General features: G+C 74.7%; 20 protein-coding genes. 8 read left to right on the forward strand and 12 right to left on the reverse strand.

The genetic code is table 11. The features are described from left to right. Positions 1-32 precede the first annotated feature (32 nt). Positions 33-539, reverse strand: a complete 507-nt coding sequence (locus ACZ67M_RS08880) for an Asp23/Gls24 family envelope stress response protein (protein WP_361358091.1) — start codon at positions 537-539, stop codon at positions 33-35. Positions 540-724: 185 nt separating this feature from the next. Here ACZ67M_RS08880 and ACZ67M_RS08885 point away from each other — a divergent pair, with 185 nt between their 5' ends. From ACZ67M_RS08885 to ACZ67M_RS08895, 3 genes are read left to right on the forward strand one after another with little or no spacing between them, the layout of a single operon-like run. Then, a complete protein-coding gene (locus tag ACZ67M_RS08885; RefSeq protein WP_469850190.1) occupies positions 725-1,267 on the forward strand; it encodes an RNA polymerase sigma factor in 543 nt (180 codons plus the stop codon). Then, entirely contained in the window at positions 1,258-1,896 is a 639-nt protein-coding gene (locus ACZ67M_RS08890) for an Asp23/Gls24 family envelope stress response protein (protein WP_451854905.1), read from the forward strand. Before ACZ67M_RS08885 ends, ACZ67M_RS08890 begins: the two co-directional genes overlap by 10 nt. A gap of 2 nt (positions 1,897-1,898) precedes the next feature. Continuing rightward, on the forward strand, positions 1,899-2,237 hold the full coding sequence (locus ACZ67M_RS08895) for an Asp23/Gls24 family envelope stress response protein (RefSeq protein WP_385793967.1): 339 nt from the start codon (positions 1,899-1,901) through the stop codon (positions 2,235-2,237). A gap of 10 nt (positions 2,238-2,247) precedes the next feature. Here ACZ67M_RS08895 and ACZ67M_RS08900 read toward each other — a convergent pair whose 3' ends face one another. Further along, the gene (locus ACZ67M_RS08900) at positions 2,248-3,501 is read right to left on the reverse strand and encodes a glycosyltransferase (protein ID WP_467320789.1); all 1,254 of its coding nucleotides are present in this window, start codon (positions 3,499-3,501) and stop codon (positions 2,248-2,250) included. Positions 3,502-3,574: 73 nt separating this feature from the next. Next, the gene (locus tag ACZ67M_RS08905; RefSeq protein ID WP_469850192.1) at positions 3,575-4,609 is read right to left on the reverse strand and encodes a glycosyltransferase family 2 protein; all 1,035 of its coding nucleotides are present in this window, start codon (positions 4,607-4,609) and stop codon (positions 3,575-3,577) included. A gap of 302 nt (positions 4,610-4,911) precedes the next feature. Here ACZ67M_RS08905 and ACZ67M_RS08910 point away from each other — a divergent pair, with 302 nt between their 5' ends. Next, complete coding sequence (locus tag ACZ67M_RS08910; protein ID WP_385793974.1) at positions 4,912-5,352, forward strand: SRPBCC family protein; 441 nt, start codon at positions 4,912-4,914, stop codon at positions 5,350-5,352. 85 nt (positions 5,353-5,437) lie between these two features. Further along, positions 5,438-6,301 (forward strand): endonuclease/exonuclease/phosphatase family protein, encoded by an 864-nt coding sequence (locus ACZ67M_RS08915; RefSeq protein WP_469850194.1) that lies wholly within the window; start codon positions 5,438-5,440, stop codon positions 6,299-6,301. 103 nt (positions 6,302-6,404) lie between these two features. Here the strand turns inward: ACZ67M_RS08915 and ACZ67M_RS08920 are convergent, their stop codons facing one another. From ACZ67M_RS08920 to ACZ67M_RS08940, 5 genes are all read right to left on the reverse strand, one after another. Next, positions 6,405-7,556 carry an XdhC family protein gene (locus ACZ67M_RS08920; RefSeq protein ID WP_385793979.1) on the reverse strand — a complete coding sequence of 384 codons (1,152 nt, stop codon included), beginning with the start codon at positions 7,554-7,556 and terminating at the stop codon, positions 6,405-6,407. A 52-nt stretch (positions 7,557-7,608) separates the two neighbouring features. Then, positions 7,609-9,066 (reverse strand): NCS2 family permease, encoded by a 1,458-nt coding sequence (locus ACZ67M_RS08925; RefSeq protein ID WP_161332790.1) that lies wholly within the window; start codon positions 9,064-9,066, stop codon positions 7,609-7,611. Between the two features lie 204 nt (positions 9,067-9,270). After that, on the reverse strand, positions 9,271-11,655 hold the full coding sequence (locus ACZ67M_RS08930; protein WP_122618772.1) for a xanthine dehydrogenase family protein molybdopterin-binding subunit: 2,385 nt from the start codon (positions 11,653-11,655) through the stop codon (positions 9,271-9,273). Between the two features lie 2 nt (positions 11,656-11,657). Continuing rightward, a complete protein-coding gene (locus tag ACZ67M_RS08935) occupies positions 11,658-12,254 on the reverse strand; it encodes a (2Fe-2S)-binding protein (protein WP_161332791.1) in 597 nt (198 codons plus the stop codon). Beyond that, positions 12,254-13,144, reverse strand: a complete 891-nt coding sequence (locus ACZ67M_RS08940) for an FAD binding domain-containing protein (RefSeq protein WP_392235965.1) — start codon at positions 13,142-13,144, stop codon at positions 12,254-12,256. The genes ACZ67M_RS08935 and ACZ67M_RS08940 overlap by 1 nt, the downstream gene beginning before the upstream one ends. 287 nt (positions 13,145-13,431) lie before the next feature. Between ACZ67M_RS08940 and ACZ67M_RS08945 the strand changes: the two genes are divergently transcribed. Further along, positions 13,432-15,114, forward strand: coding sequence for a PucR family transcriptional regulator (locus tag ACZ67M_RS08945; protein ID WP_467320782.1), 1,683 nt, complete (start codon positions 13,432-13,434; stop codon positions 15,112-15,114). A gap of 161 nt (positions 15,115-15,275) precedes the next feature. Next, a complete protein-coding gene (locus ACZ67M_RS08950) occupies positions 15,276-16,064 on the forward strand; it encodes a hypothetical protein (RefSeq protein WP_385793986.1) in 789 nt (262 codons plus the stop codon). 6 nt (positions 16,065-16,070) lie between these two features. On the opposite strand, the gene ACZ67M_RS08955 is transcribed toward ACZ67M_RS08950, so the two are convergent. The 4 genes from ACZ67M_RS08955 to ACZ67M_RS08970 form a co-directional block, all read right to left on the reverse strand. Further along, positions 16,071-16,715, reverse strand: a complete 645-nt coding sequence (locus ACZ67M_RS08955) for an Rv1733c family protein (RefSeq protein ID WP_392012065.1) — start codon at positions 16,713-16,715, stop codon at positions 16,071-16,073. Between the two features lie 126 nt (positions 16,716-16,841). After that, positions 16,842-17,657 (reverse strand): rod shape-determining protein, encoded by an 816-nt coding sequence (locus ACZ67M_RS08960; protein ID WP_361363776.1) that lies wholly within the window; start codon positions 17,655-17,657, stop codon positions 16,842-16,844. After that, complete coding sequence (locus tag ACZ67M_RS08965; RefSeq protein ID WP_469850198.1) at positions 17,654-18,022, reverse strand: TraR/DksA family transcriptional regulator; 369 nt, start codon at positions 18,020-18,022, stop codon at positions 17,654-17,656. Before ACZ67M_RS08965 ends, ACZ67M_RS08960 begins: the two co-directional genes overlap by 4 nt. Positions 18,023-18,064: 42 nt before the next feature. After that, entirely contained in the window at positions 18,065-18,391 is a 327-nt protein-coding gene (locus ACZ67M_RS08970) for a TraR/DksA family transcriptional regulator (RefSeq protein WP_385793994.1), read from the reverse strand. 368 nt (positions 18,392-18,759) lie between these two features. On the opposite strand from ACZ67M_RS08970, the gene ACZ67M_RS08975 reads away from it, so the two are divergent. Further along, entirely contained in the window at positions 18,760-19,713 is a 954-nt protein-coding gene (locus tag ACZ67M_RS08975) for a HAMP domain-containing sensor histidine kinase (protein ID WP_361363784.1), read from the forward strand. Position 19,714: the final 1 nt, after the last annotated feature.

Genomic DNA, 19,714 nt, shown 5'->3' on the forward strand with positions numbered 1-19,714 from the left:
CTCCGCCTCGCACCTGCTCCGGAAACCGCTCCTCACTCCACGCGCGCCTCCACCGGCCGCTCCGGGTCCTCGTCGTCGGGCAGGTGGACGTCGTTGACCGTGATGTTGACCTCGACGACCTCCAGGCCGGAGATGCGCTCGACGGCGTCGATCACGTTCTCCCGCACCTCCCGGGCGAGGTCCGCGATCGGGACGCCGTACTCCACGACCAGGTCCAGGTCGATCGCGGTCTGCCGCTCGCCGACCTCGACCTTCACGCCGCGGCCCACGTTGGGCCGGCCGCCGGGCACCCGGTCGCGGACCGCGCCGATGGTGCGGGACAGGCCGCCGCCCATGTCGTACACGCCGGGGATCTCGCGCGCCGCCATGCCCGCGATCTTGACGACCACCACGTCGGCGATGGACGTACGGCCCCGCGTGCCGGCCGGTTCGGTGGCGCCGGTGGAGCCGCCGCTCACGGTGGTCGCCCCGCCCTGCGCGCCGATGCCGGTGCCACCGCTCTTCTTCTCGATCGTGGCCGCCTGCGGTGTGGTCGTCATGGTGTCCTCCGTCAACGGTGGTCGTTTGGTGTTGCTGGACGTTGGACACGGGTCGCGGTGCGGCGTTACGCGGTCCCGGAAGATTTCTTCTCCCGCGGCTCTGCGCGTAACGCCGGGAGCGGACGGCGTGTCCAACCGGGGAACCCGCCCATGGGAACCGTGGGGAACGACGGAAGGGAGCGCACGTGCCGGGCGACGACGGACTGCTCGCGGTGCGGGCCGCCGAGGGCGACGAGGACGCCTTCGAGGCGCTCGTGCGCCGGCACGCGCCGGGCCTGCTGCGGCTGGCGGCGAGCATGCTGGGCAGTCCCTCCGAGGCGGAGGACGCGGTGCAGGACGCGTTCGTCAGCGCGTGGCGCAGGCTCCCGGAGTTCCGGGGGCAGTCGGCCTTCGGCACGTGGCTGCACCGCATCGTCGTCAACCGGTGCCTGAACATGCTGCGTTCCAGACGCCCCGTCACGGACCTCGACAGCGTGCCCGAGCCGCAGGCGCCGGACCACGCGGTCTCCCCCGCACGGGCCGCCGAGTCGCACGCCGCCGCGGTGGCGCTGGGCAGGTCGCTGTCCGAGCTCTCCCCCGAGCAGCGGGTCTGCTGGGTGCTCAGAGAGCTGGAGGGCCAGTCGTACGAGACGATCGCGGAGACGGTCGGGATCAGCCCCGAGGCTGCCCGCGGCCGGGTGTTCCGCGCACGACGCTGCCTGACGGAGGCGATGACCGCATGGCGATGAACACCGGCGCTGAGCTGCCCGGGCCCGGCACCGGGCCCGGCGGTGCGCACGGCACCGGCGACGACGAACGGCTGGAATGCGGGCGGCTGCTGTCCGCGGTGTGGGAGTCCTGGGAGGACGCCGCGGACGACCCGCACCTGCGGGACTGCCCGCACTGCTCGGCCGCCGTCCGGCAACTGGACCTGCTCGGGGCAGCGGTGCGCGAGGCGGGGAGCGGGCGGGAGCCGGAGTGGGACGCCGGGGCGCTGACCGAGCGGGTCATGGACGTCGTCCGGCTGGAGTTGCGGCCCGGCCGGCCGCTGCCTCTCGGGGAGCGCGCGGAGGACCTGTGGGTGCGGGAGGCGATGGCGGCCAAGGCGCTGCGGGCCGCCGCCGAGACCGTGCCGGGGGTGGGCGCGGGCTCCTGCCGGATCCGGCCCGCCGAGTCCGGCACCGGGCCCTCGCGCGGACCGGTCCGGGTACGGCTGGAGGTCGTCGTACCGCTCACGGCGCACCTGCCCGACCTGGCGGAGGAGATCCGGCGGCGGGTGCGCGAGGCGGCCGACGACGCCCTGGGACTGCCGGTGGACCACGTCGACGTGCACATCACCGATGTGACCGTGCCGGCCGGCACGGAAGAAGGGAGCTGACCGTGACCGCTGCCGCAACCGGCCGTGACGCGCTCGCCGGAACCGTCGCGCGGGTGACCGCCGACGTGCCCGGCGTCGCCTTCCTGCGCCCGGGGCTCGCGGACCTGGTCCGGGGCTCCGCCCGCACCGGACCGCCGCGCGCGGCCGGGCGGGCGCCCGCGGGCGTTCGGGTGGCCCGGGCCTCCGGGGCGGAGCCGTGGGAGGTCGACGTCCAGATCGTCGTGCACCGCGGCCACCGCGCCCTGACCGTCGCCCGCGCCGTGCGCGACGCCGTGACCGCCGCGCTCGCCGGGACGGCGCCCGGCGCGCAGGTGACGGTCACCGTGACCAACGCGCTGTGAGCCGGGGGCGTCACGGATGGCCGTCATACCCTCCGGCGCCGACGTGCGCGAGGCCTTCGAGCCGGGCGCCGGGCGATGACGGGCCGGTCGCCGGGGGCGGTTCGGGCAGGGCCAGGCGGTAGACCTGTTCCACCGCGTCGGCGACCCGGGCCCAGGTGTGGTGGCGCAGGACCCGTTCGCGGCCGTTCCTGCCGTACTGGCGGCGCAGCCGTTCCTCGGCGAGGAGCGCGCGGACGGCGTCCGCGAGGGCGGCGGGGTCCCCCGGCGCGACCAGGCGGCCGGTGCTGCCGTCCGCCACGCAGTCGCGGTGGGCGCCGACGTCGGTGGCGAGGACGGGCACCGCGCACGCCATCGCCTCCAGCGGCACGAAGCCGAACGGTTCGTGGACGGGGGTGCACAGCACCAGGTCGGCGCTGCGGAGCAGGGCGGGCATGTCGTCCGGGGGGACCGCGCCGAGCAGCCGGACCCGGTCGGCGACACCGGCGCGGCGGGCCAGCGCGGTCAGGCGCCGGGCCTCCGGGTCGGCCGCCACGGCACCGGCCGGCGGGCCGCCCGCGACGAGGAGTTCGGCGTCGGGGACCTCGGCGAGGGCGCGGACGGCCTGGTCGTAGCCCTGGCCGGGCACCAGCCGTCCGCAGGCGAGCAACCGGTGCCGTTGGCGGCGTTCGGGGGTGCGGCCGGTGTCGGCGGCGGGGTGGAAGTGCTCGGCGTCCACTCCGCAGGGCACCACCGACACCCGGCGGGCGGGTACGCCCAGGACGCCGAGGGCGTCGGCCTCGTCGGTGCTGACGGCCAGGGCGCGTCGGCAGGCACGGCCGAGCAGCCGTTCGGCGCCGACACGTTCGGGCGGGCCGCCGGTGCCGGTGCCGAGGGTGTGGAAGGTCTGCACGAGGGGGATGCCGTGCGGCCGTACGCCGGTCCGCGCGGCCAGGCCGGACAGCCAGAAGTGGGCGTGCACCACGTCCGGCCCCTCCCGGGCCCAGACCCGGGCCAGGTGTGCGCCGAAGCCGCCCATGTGCGGCAGGAGCCCGTCCACGGGCAGCACCTCCGGCGGACCGGCCGGCACGTGCTCGACCACTGCGCCGCCGGGCAGCGCGACCCGGGCGGGCAGGTCGGCGGCGTCGCGGCGGGTGTGCACCGTGACGTCGTGGCCGCGCGCCGCCAGCTCCTCGGCGAGACGGGCCACGTAGACGTTCAGCCCGCCGGCGTCACCGCCGGGCTCGCTGAGGGGGCTCGCGTGCCCGGACACCATGGCGATCCTCATCGGGCCACCTCCTTGGGGGGCCGCTCCAGGCGCCCGCGGTCGGGCCGTTCGGGACGGCCGGGCTTCGGGGGGCTCATGCGGGCGTCTCCCGCCAGGCGGGGGCGTTGCGGTGGCGCCACAGGCCGCTCAGCCGGTGCCAGGTCGCGGTGGGCGGGATGAGCGCGCTGGTGACCAGCACGGTCGTGACCTCGTGGCGGGTGCGCGGGCCGGGCGCGATGCGGGCCCAGGCGAACTCGGCGGTGCCGGCCGCCCAGCCCAGGCCGGTGACGGCCGCGACGCGGGGCCGCCCGGCGACGGTGAGGGCCACGGTCGCGGCGCCCGCCGCGGTGATCGCCGCATGGCGCCGGATCCGGCCCCGGGGCGCCACCGCCTTGGCCCACCAGTCGGGGCCGTGCAGCCGTCGCATGAGGGCGTCGTCGGCGTTGGCCCGCTGCTGGCCCAGGGACACCCAGCGGGCGGCGGGCGGCACGGGGTGCCGGGTAGTGCGGCGGCCCCGCCGGATGCGCCACCCGGCGTCGAGGACGCGCAGCGCGAGGTCGGCGTCCTCCCGGAAGGCGCGGGTGAACCGTTCGTCGAAGCCGCCGACCTGCCGGAGCACGGTGGTGCGATACGCCATGTCGGCGTTGGTCCAGCGGGCCCGCGCCAGCCCCGCGGTGTCGCGCTCCCAGTCGGTGGGGCGGCGCTCGCCGGGCAGCGGGACGGCGATCACGCCCTGCACGGCACCGGTGTCGGCGGCCGCCTCGGCGAGGTCCTGGATCAGCTCCCCGCACCAGTGCGGGCCGACCTGGACGTCGTCGTCGAGGAACGCCGTCCAGGGCGCGGTGACCGCGCGGAGCCCGGTGTTGCGGGCGGCGGCGGGGCCGCGTCCGCCGCTGCGCAGGACCACCGTGCGCTCGCGCAGGTCGCCGAGGACGGTCAGCGGGTGCTCCAGCGCGCCCGGGTCGGCTCCGGGCCCGGGCCGGTCGTCGACCAGGACCATCTCGTCGGGGCCGGGGCCGGTCGCGGCGGCCAGCGCGGCCAGGCAGTCGGCCAGGGAGTCGCGGACGAGAGTGGGGACGACGACGGCGTAGCCGTTCCCGGGGCCCGCGCCGCCGTGTCCGGCGCTCATGCGGCCGCCCTCCCCCGCCGCGCCGCGGTGCCGGGGCGCTGCGGGTGGCGCGGGTCGTGGGACGTGGCGTCGGTACCGAGGTTGCGCATGAGGGGTGCTCCGAGCGGCGAGGTGTCGCGGGGGTCCGTCTCGGCTTCGCGGGTGCCGCGGCGCGGTCGCCTCAAACGCTCATGGACGCACTCCGTTTCCGGACAGGCGTCCACATGTCACCGAGCGTGAGGTCTGCGATGGCCTGCTGATGGAGCGGCACCGCCCGGACCCGCCGGCGGCACCCCGGGGCCCGCGTTCCCTACGATCGTCGCGTGGTCACCTTCTCGCTGGAACGCACCGCCCCACTCCCCCTCGACGAGGCGTGGCGGCGCCTCACCACCTGGTCCCGCCACGGCGACGCCGTACCGCTGACAAGGGTCACCGTCGAGACGCCCGGGCCCACGCGCCGGGGCACGGTGATCGTGGCCCGCACCGGTGGCGGCCCGTTCGCCTTCGACGACCGGATGGAGGTCACCGTCTGGCAGCCGCCCGGGGACGACACGCCGGGCCGGTGCCGGCTGGAGAAGCGCGGCCGGCTGGTGCGGGGGTGGGCCGAGATCGAGGTGCGCCCGGGTCCCGGCGGCCGGACCCGGGTCCGGTGGCGCGAGGAACTGGACGTCCGGCTGCTGCCGTCCGCCTTCGACCGCGCGCTCGGCGGGTCGGGGCGCTACGTCTTCGGCCGGGCGGTCAACCACCTGCTGAGGCACCCGTGAACCCGGGGTGGCGGACGAGGTACGGGCCGGCGACGAGTTCGCGCGGCGCGGCTCGCGGCGCCCGATTCCCGCGTACCGTGCCGTCATGTCTGCCAGAGCGCGCACCTTCGTCCAACTGTCCGTAGCGGGAGCCCTGTTGACGCTGGCCGTGGCGGCCCCGCCCGCCTCCGCCGGCCAGGGGCGCACCGTTCCGCTGCGCATCGCCACCTACAACATCCACGCCGGCACGGGCTCGGACGGCGTCTTCGACCTCGACCGGCAGGCCGCCGCGCTGCGCGCCCTCGACGCGGACGTGATCGGCCTCCAGGAGGTCGACGTGCACTGGGGTGACCGCAGCCAAGGGCTCGACGTGGCCGGGGAGTTGGCGCGGCGGCTCGGGATGCGGGTGTCGTTCGCGCCGATCTACAGCCTCGACCCCGTCACGGTGGGCGGCCCCCGGCGCGAGTACGGCGTGGCGGTGCTGTCCCGCTTCCCGATCCGGTCCGAGGCGAACCACGAGATCACGCGCCTGTCCACGCAGGACGAGAACCCGGTACCGGCTCCCGCGCCCGGGTTCGGCGAGGTGACGCTCAAGGTGCGCGGGGTGCCGGTGCAGGTGTTCGTGACCCACCTCGACTACCGCGCCGACCCGGCCGTGCGGGTCGCGCAGGTCGCCGACACGCGGCGGATCATGGCCCGGGAGCGGGCGGACCGGCCCGGGGCACGCCAGGTGCTGCTCGGCGACTTCAACGCCGAGCCGACGGCCCCCGAGCTGGGGCCGCTGTGGCGGGAGCTGCGCGACGCCGGGACGGGCACCGGTGGCACGTTCCCGGCCGCGGCCCCGGTGAAGCGGATCGACTACGTGACCGTGGGCGAGGGCGTGCGGGTCCGCGGCGCCGCCGTACCGGAGGAAGCGGTGGCCTCGGACCACCGGCCGGTGGTGGCGGACGTGTCCCTGACGCGCCGCTGAGGGGGCCGGGGGCCGCCCGGGCTAGCCGAGCCGCGGCGACCCCGACCGGGCATGCGGCAGCAGGTCCGGACCGCCGCCCGCGCCATCGGCCCTCAGACCGGCCCTAGGCCACCGAACCGATCCGCCCCGCCGGTGTCGTCGGGCCGTCGTGGTGGATCGGGGTGTGGGCGCCGGTCAGGGAGGCGCCGGTGCCGCCGCGGCGGGTGGCGACGATCTCGGCGGCGATGGAGAGGGCCGTCTCCTCGGGGGTGCGGGCGCCGAGGTCGAGGCCGATGGGCGACCTGAGGCGGGCCAGCTCCAGGTCGCTCACGCCGACCTCGCGCAGGCGCGCGTTGCGGTCCAGGTGGGTGCGGCGCGAGCCCATCGCGCCGATGTATGCCACCGGCAGCCGCAGCGCCAGTTTGATCAGCGGGATGTCGAACTTGGCGTCGTGGGTCAGCACGCACAGCACCGTGCGCGCGTCGACCTCCGTGCGCCGCAGGTACTCGTGGGGCCACTCGACGACGATCTCGTCGGCGTCCGGGAAGCGGAGCCGGGTCGCGAAGACGGGGCGGGCGTCGCACACCGTCACGTGGTAGCCGAGGAACTTTCCGGCGCGGACCAGCGCGGAGGCGAAGTCGATCGCACCGAAGACGATCATGCGGGGGGCGGGCACCGAGGACTCGATCAGCAGCGTGAGCGGCGCCCCGCAGCGCGAGCCCTGCTCACCGATCTCCAGCGTGCCCGTGCGGCCGGCGTCCAGGAAGGCGCCCGCCTCGGCGGCCACCGTGCGGTCCAGTTCGGGGTGGGCGCCGAAACCGCCGGCGCGGGAGCCGTCCGGGTGGACGAGGAGCGCGCGGCCCATCAGCTCCGCCGGGCCGCTGACGACCCGCGCCACCGCCGCCGCCTCCCCCCGTGCGGAGGCGGCGAGCGCGGCGGCCAGCACCGGCCGGGCGGGGTCCGCCGCCCGAACCGGAGTCACGAGGATGTCGATGACCCCGCCGCAGGTCAGACCCACGGCGAAGGCGTCCTCGTCGCTGTAGCCGAAGCGCTCCAGGACGGTTTCGCCGTCCTCCAGCGACTGCCGGCACAGCTCGTACACGGCCCCTTCCACGCAGCCACCGGAGACCGAGCCGATCGCCGTGCCGTCGGCGTCCACCGCGAGGGCGGCGCCGGGCTGGCGGGGGGCGCTGCCGCCGACGGCCACCACGGTGGCCACGGCGAAGTCGCGTCCCTGCTCGACCCACCGGTTCAGCTCGTCGGCGATGTCCAGCATCTGTCGGTCCTCCTAGGACGAGGGTTACGTGAAAGGGTTCCCGTCGTGGCGGCTAGTGCACGCCCAGCCAGTTCTCGATCGGGTTGAGGGCGAAGTAGACGACGAAGATCACCGTCAGGGCCCACATGAACGCGCCGATCTCCCGGGCCTTGCCCTGGGCGACCTTGATGGCGACGTAGGAGATCACTCCGGCGGCGACACCCGCCGTGATGGAGTACGTGAACGGCATCAGGACGACGGTCAGGAAGACCGGGATCGCGGTGGCCCGGTCGGCCCAGTCCACGTGCCGGGCGTTCATCATCATCATCGCGCCGATGACGACCAGGGCGGCCGAGGCCACCTCCTGCGGCACGATCGCGGTGATCGGCGTGAAGAAGAGGCAGGCCGCGAAGAACGCGCCGGTGACGACCGAGGCGAGCCCGGTGCGGGCGCCCTCGCCGACGCCGGTCGCCGACTCCACGAAGACGGTCTGGCCGGAGCCGCCCGCCACACCGCCGATGGCGCCGCCGGCGCCGTCGATGAACAGCGCCTTCGACAGGCCCGGCATGCGGCCCTTGTCGTCGGCGAGCTTGGCCTCGGTGCCGACGCCGATGATGGTGGCCATCGCGTCGAAGAACCCGGCCAGCACCAGCGTGAAGACGATCATGCCGACCGTCATCGCGCCGACCTGGCCCCAGCCGCCGAACTCCAGGGTCCCGAAGAGCGAGAAGTCCGGCATGGAGACCGCGCTGCCGTGCAGTTCCGGAGCGCCGTTCGCCCACTGCTTGGGGTCGATGACCCCGGTGGCGTTCAGCACCGCCGCCACGATGGTGCCGGCGACGATGCCGATCAGGATCGCGCCCGGGGTGTTGCGCGCCTGGAGCATGAAGATCAGGAGCAGCGTGCCCGCGAAGAGCAGCACGGGCCAGCCGGCGAGTTCACCGGCGGGGCCGAGGGTCAGCGGGGTCGCCTCGCCGGCGTGCACGAAGCCGCCCTTCACCAGGCCGATGATGGCGATGAAGAGGCCGATGCCCATCGTGATGCCGTGCTTGAGGGCGAGCGGGATGGCGTTCATGATCATCTCGCGCAGCCCGGTGACCACGAGCAGCATGATGACCACGCCGTACATCACGCACATGGCGAAGGCCTGGCCCCAGGTCATCTGGGGGACGACCTGGCCGGCGATGACGCCCGACACCGAGAGTCCGGCGGCCAGGGCCAGCGGCACCTTGCCGATGAAGCCCATGAGGAGCGTGGTGACCGCCGCGGCGAGCGCCGTCGCGGTGATCAGAGCCTTCTGGCTCAGGGTGTCGCCCGCGACGTCCTTGCCGCCGAGCAGGACGGGGTTGAGCAGGACGATGTACGCCATCGCCATGAAGGTGGTGATGCCGCCGCGCACCTCACGCGCGACCGTGGATCCTCTGTGCGATATGTGAAAGTACCGGTCGAGCCAAGACCGGCCGGAGGGGACGCGGGAACCCGCGCCCGCGTCCTCGGCGGTGGTCTTGGGCTCCACTGACTGCTGGGTCATGGGGCCGTCTCCCAAGGTTCAAAGGGGCACCCGCGCGTGCCGCTGGGGCGGCTGCGGGGATTTGGGATGTGCACGACCCGGGGGACGGCCCGAGACGAACGCATGTGGGTGGGTACTTCGAGGCCCGCGAGCGGGACGGGACCCGGTCGGTGCTCCGGGCGGCGCGGAGTGTGTGACGTTCCGTGCGCCGCCCGGAGGTTCAACTCACGCCGTGCCGGTGAGGTGTTCCGGCCGTACCGGCGTGCGGTCGAGCGCCAGCCCCGTCGCGTTCCGGATGGCCGCGAGGACCGCCGGGGTGGACGACAGGGTGGGGGCCTCGCCGATGCCGCGCAGCCCGTACGGCGCGTGGTCGTCGGCGAGTTCGAGCACGTCGACCGGGATCGTCGGCGTGTCGAGGATGGTGGGGAGCAGGTAGTCCGTGAAGGAGGGGTTCCTGACCTTCGCCGTCTTGGGGTCGACGACGATCTCCTCCATGATGGCGATGCCCAGCCCCTGGGTGGTGCCGCCCTGGATCTGCCCGATGACGGACAGCGGGTTGAGCGCCTTGCCGACGTCCTGCGCGCAGGCCAGTTCGATGACCTTGACCAGGCCCAGCTCGGTGTCGACCTCGACGACGGCGCGGTGCGCGGCGAAGGAGTACTGGACGTGGCCGTTGCCCTGGCCGGTGCGCAGGTCGAAGGGCTCGGTCGGCCGGTGCCGCCACTCCTCCTCGACCTCGACGGTCTCGCCCTCCAGGACGTCGACGAGGTCGGACAGGACCTCGCCGCCGTCGGTGACGACCTTGCCGCCCTCCAGCAGGAGTTCGGCGGTGGCCCAGGCGGGGTGGTAGGAGCCGAACTTGCGGCGCCCGATCTCCAGGACCTTCTCGCGCACCAGCTCGCAGGCGTTCTTCACGGCGCCGCCGGTGACGTACGTCTGCCGGGAGGCCGAGGTGGAGCCGGCCGAGCCGACCTGGGTGTCGGCCGGGTGGATGGTGACCTGGGTGACGCCCAGCTCCGTGCGGGCGATCTGCGCGTGCACGGTGACGCCGCCCTGGCCGACCTCCGCCATGGCGGTGTGCACGGTGGCCACCGGCTCGCCGCCGATGACCTCCATGCGGACCTTGGCGGTGGAGTAGTCGTCGAAGCCCTCGGAGAAGCCGACGTTCTTGATGCCGACCGCGTAGCCGACGCCGCGGACGACGCCCTCGCCGTGCGTGGTGTTGGACAGACCGCCGGGCAGCTGGCGCACGTCGGCGCCCTCGCTGGACTCCCACTGGCGCTCCGGCGGCATCGGCATCGCCTTGACGCGGCGCAGCAGTTCGGCGACCGGCGCCGGGGAGTCGACCGGCTGGCCGGTGGGCATGATCGTGCCCTGCTCCATGGCGTTGATCCGGCGGAACTCCACCGGGTCCATGCCGAGTTCCTTGGCCACCTTGTCCATCTGCGCCTCGTAGGCGAAGCACGCCTGGACCGCGCCGAAACCGCGCATGGCGCCGCAGGGCGGGTTGTTGGAGTAGAGGGCGATGGCCTCGATGTCCACGTCGTCGATCACGTAGGGGCCGACGGCGAGCGAGGAGGCGTTGCCGACGACCGCCGGGGAGGCGGAGGCGTAGGCGCCGCCGTCCAGGACGATCCGGCACTTGAGGTGGGTGAGCTTGCCGTCCTTGGTGGCGCCGTGCTCGTAGAAGAGGCGGGCCGGGTGGCGGTGCACGTGGCCGAAGAAGGACTCGAACCGGTTGTAGACGATCTTGACCGGCTTGCCGGTGCGCATCGCCAGCAGGCAGGCGTGGATCTGCATCGACAGGTCCTCGCGCCCGCCGAAGGCGCCGCCGACGCCGGAGAGCGTCATGCGGACCTTGTCCTCGGGCAGGCCGAGGACCGGGGCGATCTGCTTCAGGTCGGAGTGCAGCCACTGGGTGGCGACGTACAGCTCCACGCCGCCGTCCTCGGAGGGCACCGCGAGGCCGGACTCGGGGCCGAGGAAGGCCTGGTCCTGCATGCCGAAGTAGTACTCGCCCTTGACGATCACGTCGGCCCGCGCGGCGGCCGCGTCGGCGTCGCCGCGGACGATCGGCTGGCGGTGCACGATGTTGGGGTGCGGGACGTGGCCGATGTGGTGGTCGTCGCGGCCCTCGTGGACGAGGATCGCGTCGGGCGCCGTGGCGGAGGCCTCGTCGGTGATGACGGGCAGCTCGCGGTACTCCACCTTGATCTTGGCGGCGGCGCGGCGCGCGGTCTCCGGGTGGTCGGCGGCGACGATGGCGACGGGCTCGCCGTGGTGGCGGACCTTGCCGTGGGCGAGGACGGGGGTGTCCTGGATCTCCAGGCCGTAGTTGCGTACCTCGGTGGGCAGGTCGTCGTACGTCATGACGGCGTAGACGCCGGCCATCGCGAGGGCCTCGCCGGTGTCGATGGAGACGATCTCGGCGTGCGCGACGGTGGAGCGCAGGATCTGGCCCCAGAGCATGTCCTCGTGCCACATGTCGGACGAGTACGCGAACTCGCCGGTGACCTTGAGGGTGCCGTCCGGGCGGAGCGTGGACTCGCCGATGCCGCCCTTGGTCTGGGAACCCTGGGTGATTTTGGTGGGTGCGCCGGTGGCAGCCATGTTCAGACCCCCTCGGACTGGCGGGCCGCGGCCAGGCGGACCGCGTCCATGATCTTCTCGTAGCCCGTGCAGCGGCACAGGTTGCCCGACAGCGCCTCACGGATGTCCGCGTCGGACGGGTTCGGGTTGCGCTCCAGCATCTCGTCGGCGGCGACCAGCAGTCCGGGCGTGCAGAAGCCGCACTGGACGGCGCCGGCGTCGATGAACGCCTGCTGGATCGGGGCCAGTTCGGTGCCCTCGCCGGTCTGCGAGTCGGTGCCGCCGGCCTGCCAGCGCTTGGCCTGGTCGAGGGTGGTGCCCTTGCCGGCGCCGCTTCCGCAGGCGCCGGTGGCGCAGCCCTCGGCGCGGTCCTTGGCGAACTCCGCCAGGCCCTCGACGGTGACGACCTCGCGGCCCTGCGCCTGGCCGGCCGCGACCAGGCAGGAGCAGACCGGCACGCCGTCCAGGCGGACCGTGCAGGAGCCGCACTCGCCCTGTTCGCAGGCGTTCTTGGAGCCGGGCAGGCCCATCCGCTCGCGCAGCACGTACAGGAGGGACTCGCCCTCCCACACGTCGTCGGCTTCCTGCGGACGTCCGTTGACAGTGAAGTTGACGCGCATTACGCAGCTCCCTCCGTGGCGTTGCGGGTGCCGCGGTACGACTCCCAGGTCCAGGTCAGCGTCCGGCGGGCCATGACGCCGACGGCGTGGCGGCGGTAGTTCGCGGTGCCGCGGACGTCGTCGATCGGGTTGCAGGCGCCGGAGCACAGCTCGGCGAACTGCTTGGCGACCGACGGGGTGATGATCTTTCCGCTGTCCCAGAAGCCGCCCTCTTCGAGCGCCGCGTTCAGGAACTCCTCGGCCGCCTTGGCCCGTACGGGGGTGGGGGCGGCGGAGCCGATGCCGGTGCGCACGGTGCGGGTCTCGGGGTGCAGGGCGAGGCCGAAGGCGCACACGGCGATGACCATGGCGTTGCGGGTGCCGACCTTGGAGAACTGCTGGGGTCCGTCGGCCTTCTTCACGTGCACGGCACGGATCAGCTCGTCGGGCTCCAGGGCGTTGCGCTTGACGCCCGTGTAGAACTGGTCGATCGGGATCAGGCGCCGCCCGCGCACCGACTCGGCCTCGACCTCGGCGCCGGCGGCGAGCAGCGCCGGGTGGGCGTCGCCGGCCGGGGAGGCGGTGCCGAGGTTCCCGCCCACGCCGCCGCGGTTACGGATCTGCGGGGAGGCGACCGTGTGCGAGGCGAGGGCGAGACCCGGCAGCTCGGCGCTCAGGCTCTCCATGATCCTGGTGTAGGGCACGGAGGCGCCGAGCCGTACGGAGTCCTCGCCGACCTCCCACTCGAAGAGGTCGCCGATGCGGTTGAGGTCCATGAGGTACTCGGGCCGGCGGTGGTCGAAGTTGATCTCGACCATCACGTCGGTGCCACCCGCGATCGGCACAGCGGTGGGGTGCTCGGCCTTGGCGGCGAGCGCCTCCTCCCAGCTGGCGGGGCGAAGGAAGTCCATGACCGGCTCTCTTCTTCGTCTACTTGTGGGGCGTACAGATTGAGCCAATCCGTGTGCGGCGGGCCCGGCTCGTTCATGTGCTGTTCACGTGGATTGGCCTCAGTACACCGTCCTGTGCTCCACCGGGGTCAGTCGCAGAAACCATGAAGGAGTTGGCTGGCCAGGGCAGGCATCTTGTAGATTCGTATGAAAGGAGGTCCTCAGTAACCTCCTCGTTTTCCTCCGGAAACGCGCGCCACAGCCGCGTGACCTGGAACACTTCGAGACAAAGATCGGCGGCGACGAGAATGCGGCTGCGCGCACTGCTGGACACCGACGCGCTGGGCCTCAGGCTGCTCGGCGGCGAGGACGAGCTGGACCGATCGGTCCGCGGCGTGATGACCACCGACCTGCGGGACCCCAGCCGGTACCTGTCGGGCGGTGAGCTGGTGCTGACCGGCCTGGCCTGGCGACGGGACGCCGACGATTCCGAGCCTTTCGTGCGTCTCCTGGTGCAGTCCGGCGTGAGCGCCCTGGCCGCCGGCGAGGCGGAGCTGGGGAGCGTGCCGGAAGACCTGGTGCTGGCCTGCGTGCGGCACCGGCTGCCGCTGTTCGCGGTGCACGAGTCGGTGGCCTTCGCGACCATCACCGAGCACGTCGTCCGGCAGGTCTCGGGCGAGCGGGCCGGTGACCTCGCGGCCGTGGTGGACCGGCACCGCCGCATGATGACCTCGGGACCCGCCGGCGGCGGCCCCGACGTGGTGCTCGACCTGCTCGGCTCCGACCTGGACCTGCGGGCCTGGGTGCTGTCGCCGACCGGGCGGCCGGTCGCGGGCTCGAAGGCGGCGGGCCCCGCGCTGCCCGCCGAGGTGTGCGCGCGGCTGGCGGCGGAGCACCTGGCCGCCACCCGCGCGGGGCGGCGCGCACCGCACCGGGTCCCGGTGGCGGGCAGCACGTACAGCGTCTTCCCGGTGCGGGCCGGCGCCCGCGCCCCGCAGGCGGTGGGTGCGTCCCGGGAGGTGCGGGAGACGGTGCTGTCGGACTGGCTCCTCGTGGTCGAGGCGGACGCCGGGGACTGGGCCGAGGAGCGGCTCGACCTGCTGTACGGGGTCACGCAGCTGATCGCGGTCGAGCGGGACCGGCGGGACGCGGCCCGCACGGTGCGGCGGCGGCTGGCGCAGGAGGTGCTGGAGCTGGTGCAGACGGGCGCCGCGCCCGCCGAGATCGCGGCCCGGCTGCGGGTGGCGGCGCCGGTGCTGCTGCCCGGCCTCGGCGCCGCCCCGCACTGGCAGGTCGTGGTGGCCCGCGTCGAGTGGGAGGACGGCGCGACGGAGACCGGCCCGGTCGCCCAGTCGCTGCTGGAGGAGATCCTCGTCGACCCGCACGCCACGGGCCCCGAGCACTCCGACCGCATCGCCGTGGCGCACACCGGTGACGAGGCCGTGGCCCTCGTACCGCTGCCGGCGGTCTCCACCGAGCACGACGGCTCCGAGACCGGCGTGCTCGCGGACGCGCTGCTGGAGTCCGTGCGGGAGCCGCTGTCCGCGGGCCTGGACGGGGACGGGCGGGTCACGCTCGGCGTCAGCGCGGCCGTGCACTCGGCGGAGGGGCTGCGCGGGGCGCTGGAGGAGGCCCGGCACGCACGGCGGGTGGCCGCGGCGCGGCCCGGCCGGGTCTGCGCGGCCGGCCACCAGGAACTGGCGTCGCACGTGCTGCTGCTGCCCTTCGTCCCCGACGACGTCCGGCGCGCCTTCACCGCGCGGCTGCTCGACCCGCTGCGCGACTACGACCGCCGCCACCGCGCCGAGCTGATCCCGACGCTGGAGGCGTTCCTCGACAGCGACGGCTCCTGGACACGCTGCGCGAACCGGCTCCACCTGCACGTCAACACGCTGCGCTACCGCGTCGGGCGGATCGAGCAGTTGACGGGGCGTGACCTGTCGCGCCTGGAGGACAAGCTGGATTTCTTCCTCGCACTGCGGATGAGCTGAGGCGCGGGCGCTTTCGGGCCCGGGGGATCCCCAAACCTCGGGCGCGGGAAGTCGCACGACTTTGTGAAATCTTTCACCCATCCCCTTGGCCGGGCCGCCGGATCCGTGCTGAGATGCGGCCACCACTCGAGAGCTCGATGGCGTGCTAAGGGGAGGGCGACGTGGCGCATTCCGCCATGGCTGGTTCTGGTTGGGGAACGACCGAGGGTGACGATCCGCTCCAGACCGCGGTATGGCGGTTGCGCTCGCGCGCCTGCTGGGCCGACGCGGCGGCCCTGCTGGAGCCGGTCACCGCGGCCCCCGCCTTGCAGCGGACCGCGCTGCTGGTGGAGCGGTGCCTGTACACCGAGCAGGGCTGGGCGGAGGCCGAGGACGCGCTGCGCACCGCGGAGGCGCTGGCCCACAGCGACGACGAGCGCGGGGCCGCCGCCTGCGAACGCGGGCAACTCGCCTACGCGGCCACCGTGCACCAGGTGCGCGACCGGGCCGACGAGGCGCGGGCCGCGCTCGGCCGGGCGGCGGCGCTCATCGCGCCGGGGGCCGGCGGGCGGGCGCTGCTGGACTTCCGGCGCGGACTGGTCGCGGAGAACCTGAGCCGTTCACCGCAGTCCGCCCGCGCGGCGTACCGGCGCGCGCACGCCGGGGCGACCGCGCACGGGCAGCCGCTGCTGCTGTCCTTCACCTGGCGGCATCTGGCCGGACTGGCCCTGCGGGAGGGCGAGTTGGCCGAGGCGCGGCACGGCTTCGCCGAGTCCCTGCGGATCCGCGAGGAGCTGGGGTACCTCGTCGGTACGGCGCCCGCGCTGGCGTCCCTCGCGGACGCGGAGACGGAACCGGAGGCGTCCCGGCTGCGGGAGGAGGCCCGACGGCTGTTCCGGCTGCTGGGCGGCGTACCGACCTGGCTGGCCCAGCAGCTCGCCCCGCCGGCCCCGGACGCGGCGACGGCCTGACGTCCCTCACGGGAACCTGCTCCAGCGCGGGGCGGTGGCGGCCCACGCGGCGTCCCAGGCGGCGAGGTCGCGGCGCCACAGGACGAGCCCGGCGACGCCGTGGGCGGCGAGGCCGGTGAGGACGACGCCGAGGAAGGCGAGGATGGCCCAGCCCATCGTCCGGCTGCGCAGCTGCTCCGTGCTGAGCGGGGGCCCGGTGATGCCGCCCGCCGGGTCGACCCAGACGAGCACGGTGCTGCCCGCGGCCCGGCCCGGCTCGACGTCCGTGCGCCCGGTCCGCGACGTCCCGTCCGGTCCGGTGAAGCGGACCTCGACCGGATACCGGGCGTGCCTCGCCTCGTCGGATCCCGGTTCCGGATGCCGTGGGGCGTCCCGGACGAGGACGGCGGGGCGTTGGTCCCGGGACGCGGCCTCGTGGGCGGCGACGCTCCGGTAGTGGCGGTGGGCCGCGTCGCCGACGGTGAACATCGCCGCCGGGGCCGTCACCAGCACGCCGAGCACCAGCCCGAGCGCGAGCCAGGTCCGCAGCCGGTCGGTGCGGCGACGCAAGGGGTTCCGGCGCCACCGCCACAGGAGCGGCGGGCGCGACCCCGCGGGACGGGGGCCGGGAACGCCCGGTGGCGGCTGGGCGGGTGGGATCTCACCGGCCACGGTGTGCCTCCTTCCCGGCTCATGGCAGCCGGAACGGGGCCGTCGGCGCCGGACGCGGCGCCGACGGCCAGGGGGGGGTTGCCTCGAAGGGCGGGACGTTCCCGTGCGCCGGGTGCCGCCACCGGTTCAGCCGGTGCGGTCCCCCGGCGGGCCGATCTCCGTGGGCCGGGGGCGGGAGCGCGGGGCCTCCAGGAGCCGCGCGGCGCCGCGGACGGCCGCCGTGTGCGGGGCCGGCACGGTGCGCAGGGCCGCGTACGCGAGGTGGCGGGTGATGTCGGGGCGCAGGGCGCCGCCGCCCGCGAGCAGCGGCCCCCGGCCGAGCGCGTCGACGGTGAGGGACGTGCGGTCCTGCCGCAGCATCGACGCCGTCATGTGGGCCACCGCCTCGGCGATGCGCGAGGCCGGGGTCGCGTCGTCGACGTCCGCGGTGCCCAGCGCGGTGCGGCGCGCGTCGAAGACCGCGCCGTCGACCAGGAGCACCACCTCGGTGAGGTGCGCGCCGAGGTCCACCACGAGCAGCGGGGCGGACAGGTCCGCGCCCGCCGCGAGGGCGACCGCACGCGCGGCGGGGACGGTGACCACACCGCGCGGCCGCAACACCTCGACGGCCGTGCGGGCCGCGTTCCGGTAGGCGTACCCGTCCAGCACCGGCGCGGTCAGCACGACCAGCGGCCGGGAGAGGCGGGGCAGGCGGTGGCCGAGCAGCCGGTCGAGCATCCGCGCCGTGCCCCCGACGTCGACGATGGCGCCGCGCTGGACGGGGTACACCGCACCGGCGCCGGGGAAGGTCACCGTCGGCACGTCGAGGATCAGGCCGCGCCCGACGGCCCAGGCGCGGGTGCGGGCGCTGCCCAGGTCGAGGGCGACGGCGGGGCACCGGCGGCCCGGCTGCCACGGAAGGTGACGGCCGAGGACGGCACGCCGCGGCCGGAGCGCGGTCATCGCCCGGCCTCCCGCACCTGCCGGCAGCGGGCGCAGTAGCGGGCCTGCGGCACGATCATCAGGTGCGCGCGGTCGATGGGCCGCCGGCACAGGTGGCAGTGGCCGTAGCTGCCCTCCGCCAGGCGCCGCAGCGCCGCCTCCACGTCGGCGAGGACCATGCGCGCGGAGGCCGCGAGCTCGGTCCGCACCTCGGTCCGGGCGGCCGAGTGCCGCGGGTCCGAGTGATCGGCGCGGGGCGGCGCGGCGGAGAGCTGCCGCACCTGTTCCTCGCGGAAGAGCCGCTGCTCGTGGAGGCTGTCCAGGAGCGCGGCGAAGTCTTCGGGCGACAGCCGCGCGTCGCGGCGGCCCGTGGTCTGTGTGTTCACACTTCACCCCTCGGGCAGGGCGGGAGACGGGGACCGACGCGGTCAGGCGGCGGCACGGCGCTGGCAGGCGACGCAGTACCGCGTGTAGGGAAGGATCTCCAGACGCTCCCCCGGGACGGGCTTGCCGCAGCCCAGGCAGGCGCCGTAGGTCCCGTCGTCGACGCGGGCGAAGGCCGCCTCGATCTCCTTGAGGACCCGTCCGATGGCGTCCTGCTGCGCGGCGATGAGCTGGCCGTCCGCCTGGCCGCTCTCGTCGAGGGCCCGGAGCTGGGTCAGCCGGGTGTCGCGGGCGTGTTCGAGGCGTTGGCGCGCCTCGTGGGCGGTCAGCCGCTCGGGGCGGGGTTCGGTACGGGGGGCGTCGAGCGACACGGTGATTCTTCTTTCTCGGAGGTCCCGGAGTTCCCGGAGTTCCCGGAGTTCCCGGAGCGCGGGTACGGCGATCGCCGGGCCGTTCGGACCCGGTCTGCCCAACCATGGCCGGACCGCGCGCGGAAGCCCATCGGGCGCAGACCCCATTCCGGTGGGGTCGCGGGATCCACTCGGCGGTGCGGGCCGGCGGCCGTATGGGTGTGCGGCCGGCCGGAAATGGGGGTCGGACCCCATCGACCGCCGGCGGCGGACGGGGGAAGCTGGTCGCTTGCGCGGTCGCGACCTGGGCCGCAGCTCTCCCGAGGGTGCGCGATGACCGACAGTGGAGGCGTACCAGTCGGAGCGTCGCAGAAGGAGGCGTACCCCCGGTGTCCCTGTTCTGGCGGATCTTCGGGCTCAACGCGGTGGTGCTGGGCTTCGCCACGGCACTGCTGCTGTGGGCTCCGGTGACCGTCTCCGTCCCGGTCCTGCTGACCGAGGCCGTCATCCTGGTGGGCGGCCTGGCCGTGATGCTGGTGGCCAACGGCGCCCTGCTGCGCTGGGGCCTGGCCCCGCTGGACCGGCTGACGAGGCTGATGACCACGGTGGACCTGCTCCGCCCCGGGCAGCGGCTGCCGGTCTCCGGCGGCGGCGAGGTGCCCGAGCTGATCCGCACCTTCAACGCGATGCTCGACCGGCTGGAGCACGAGCGGGCCACGAGCACCGCCCGGGTGCTGCTCGCCCAGGAGGCGGAGCGCCGCCGCATCGCCCAGGAGCTGCACGACGAGGTCGGGCAGAGTATGACCGCGATCCTGCTGGTGCTGGGCCGCGCGGCGGACGACGCCCAGGAGCCGCTGCGCGAGGAGCTTCAGCAGGCCCAGGAGATCACCCGGGAGAGCCTCGACGAGGTGCGGCGCCTGGTGCGCCGACTGCGGCCCGGCGTGCTCGACGACCTGGGCCTGATCAGCGCGCTCTCCTCGCTGACGCACGACTTCGCCGCCCACACCGGTCTGCGGGTGGTGCGGCGCTTCGACGCGGATCTGCCCGCGCTGGACCCGGAGACCGAGCTGGTCCTCTACCGCGTGGCGCAGGAGAGCATGACCAACACCGCCCGGCACGCGGACGCCGAGCGGCTGGAGGTGAGCCTCTCCCCCGCCGACGGCGCGGTGACCCTCACCATCGCCGACGACGGCCACGGCATGGAGGCGGCGTGCGAGGGCGCCGGAATCCGCGGCATGCGCGAACGGGCCCTGCTGATCGGGGCCGCCCTCGACATCACCTCGGCGCCGGAGGCCGGCACCCGGATCCGGCTCACCGCACCCGTCCCCAGGAAGCAGCCCTGAC

This window comes from Streptomyces sp. NPDC107500, assembly GCF_055582785.1.

What these genes read in the sequence shown, in the direction of transcription:
- ACZ67M_RS08905 (WP_469850192.1), bottom strand. Translation starts at nt 4,609, where the DNA reads ATGAGCGCCGGACACGGCGGCGCGGGCCCCGGGAACGGCTACGCCGTC.
- ACZ67M_RS08935 (WP_161332791.1), bottom strand. Translation starts at nt 12,254, where the DNA reads ATGCGCGTCAACTTCACTGTCAACGGACGTCCGCAGGAAGCCGACGAC.
- ACZ67M_RS08945 (WP_467320782.1), top strand. Translation starts at nt 13,432, where the DNA reads ATGCGGCTGCGCGCACTGCTGGACACCGACGCGCTGGGCCTCAGGCTG.
- ACZ67M_RS08915 (WP_469850194.1), top strand. Translation starts at nt 5,438, where the DNA reads ATGTCTGCCAGAGCGCGCACCTTCGTCCAACTGTCCGTAGCGGGAGCC.
- ACZ67M_RS08925 (WP_161332790.1), bottom strand. Translation starts at nt 9,066, where the DNA reads ATGACCCAGCAGTCAGTGGAGCCCAAGACCACCGCCGAGGACGCGGGC.
- ACZ67M_RS08890 (WP_451854905.1), top strand. Translation starts at nt 1,258, where the DNA reads ATGGCGATGAACACCGGCGCTGAGCTGCCCGGGCCCGGCACCGGGCCC.
- ACZ67M_RS08880 (WP_361358091.1), bottom strand. Translation starts at nt 539, where the DNA reads ATGACGACCACACCGCAGGCGGCCACGATCGAGAAGAAGAGCGGTGGC.
- ACZ67M_RS08900 (WP_467320789.1), bottom strand. Translation starts at nt 3,501, where the DNA reads ATGAGGATCGCCATGGTGTCCGGGCACGCGAGCCCCCTCAGCGAGCCC.
- ACZ67M_RS08930 (WP_122618772.1), bottom strand. Translation starts at nt 11,655, where the DNA reads ATGGCTGCCACCGGCGCACCCACCAAAATCACCCAGGGTTCCCAGACC.
- ACZ67M_RS08940 (WP_392235965.1), bottom strand. Translation starts at nt 13,144, where the DNA reads ATGGACTTCCTTCGCCCCGCCAGCTGGGAGGAGGCGCTCGCCGCCAAG.
- ACZ67M_RS08920 (WP_385793979.1), bottom strand. Translation starts at nt 7,556, where the DNA reads ATGCTGGACATCGCCGACGAGCTGAACCGGTGGGTCGAGCAGGGACGC.
- ACZ67M_RS08960 (WP_361363776.1), bottom strand. Translation starts at nt 17,657, where the DNA reads ATGACCGCGCTCCGGCCGCGGCGTGCCGTCCTCGGCCGTCACCTTCCG.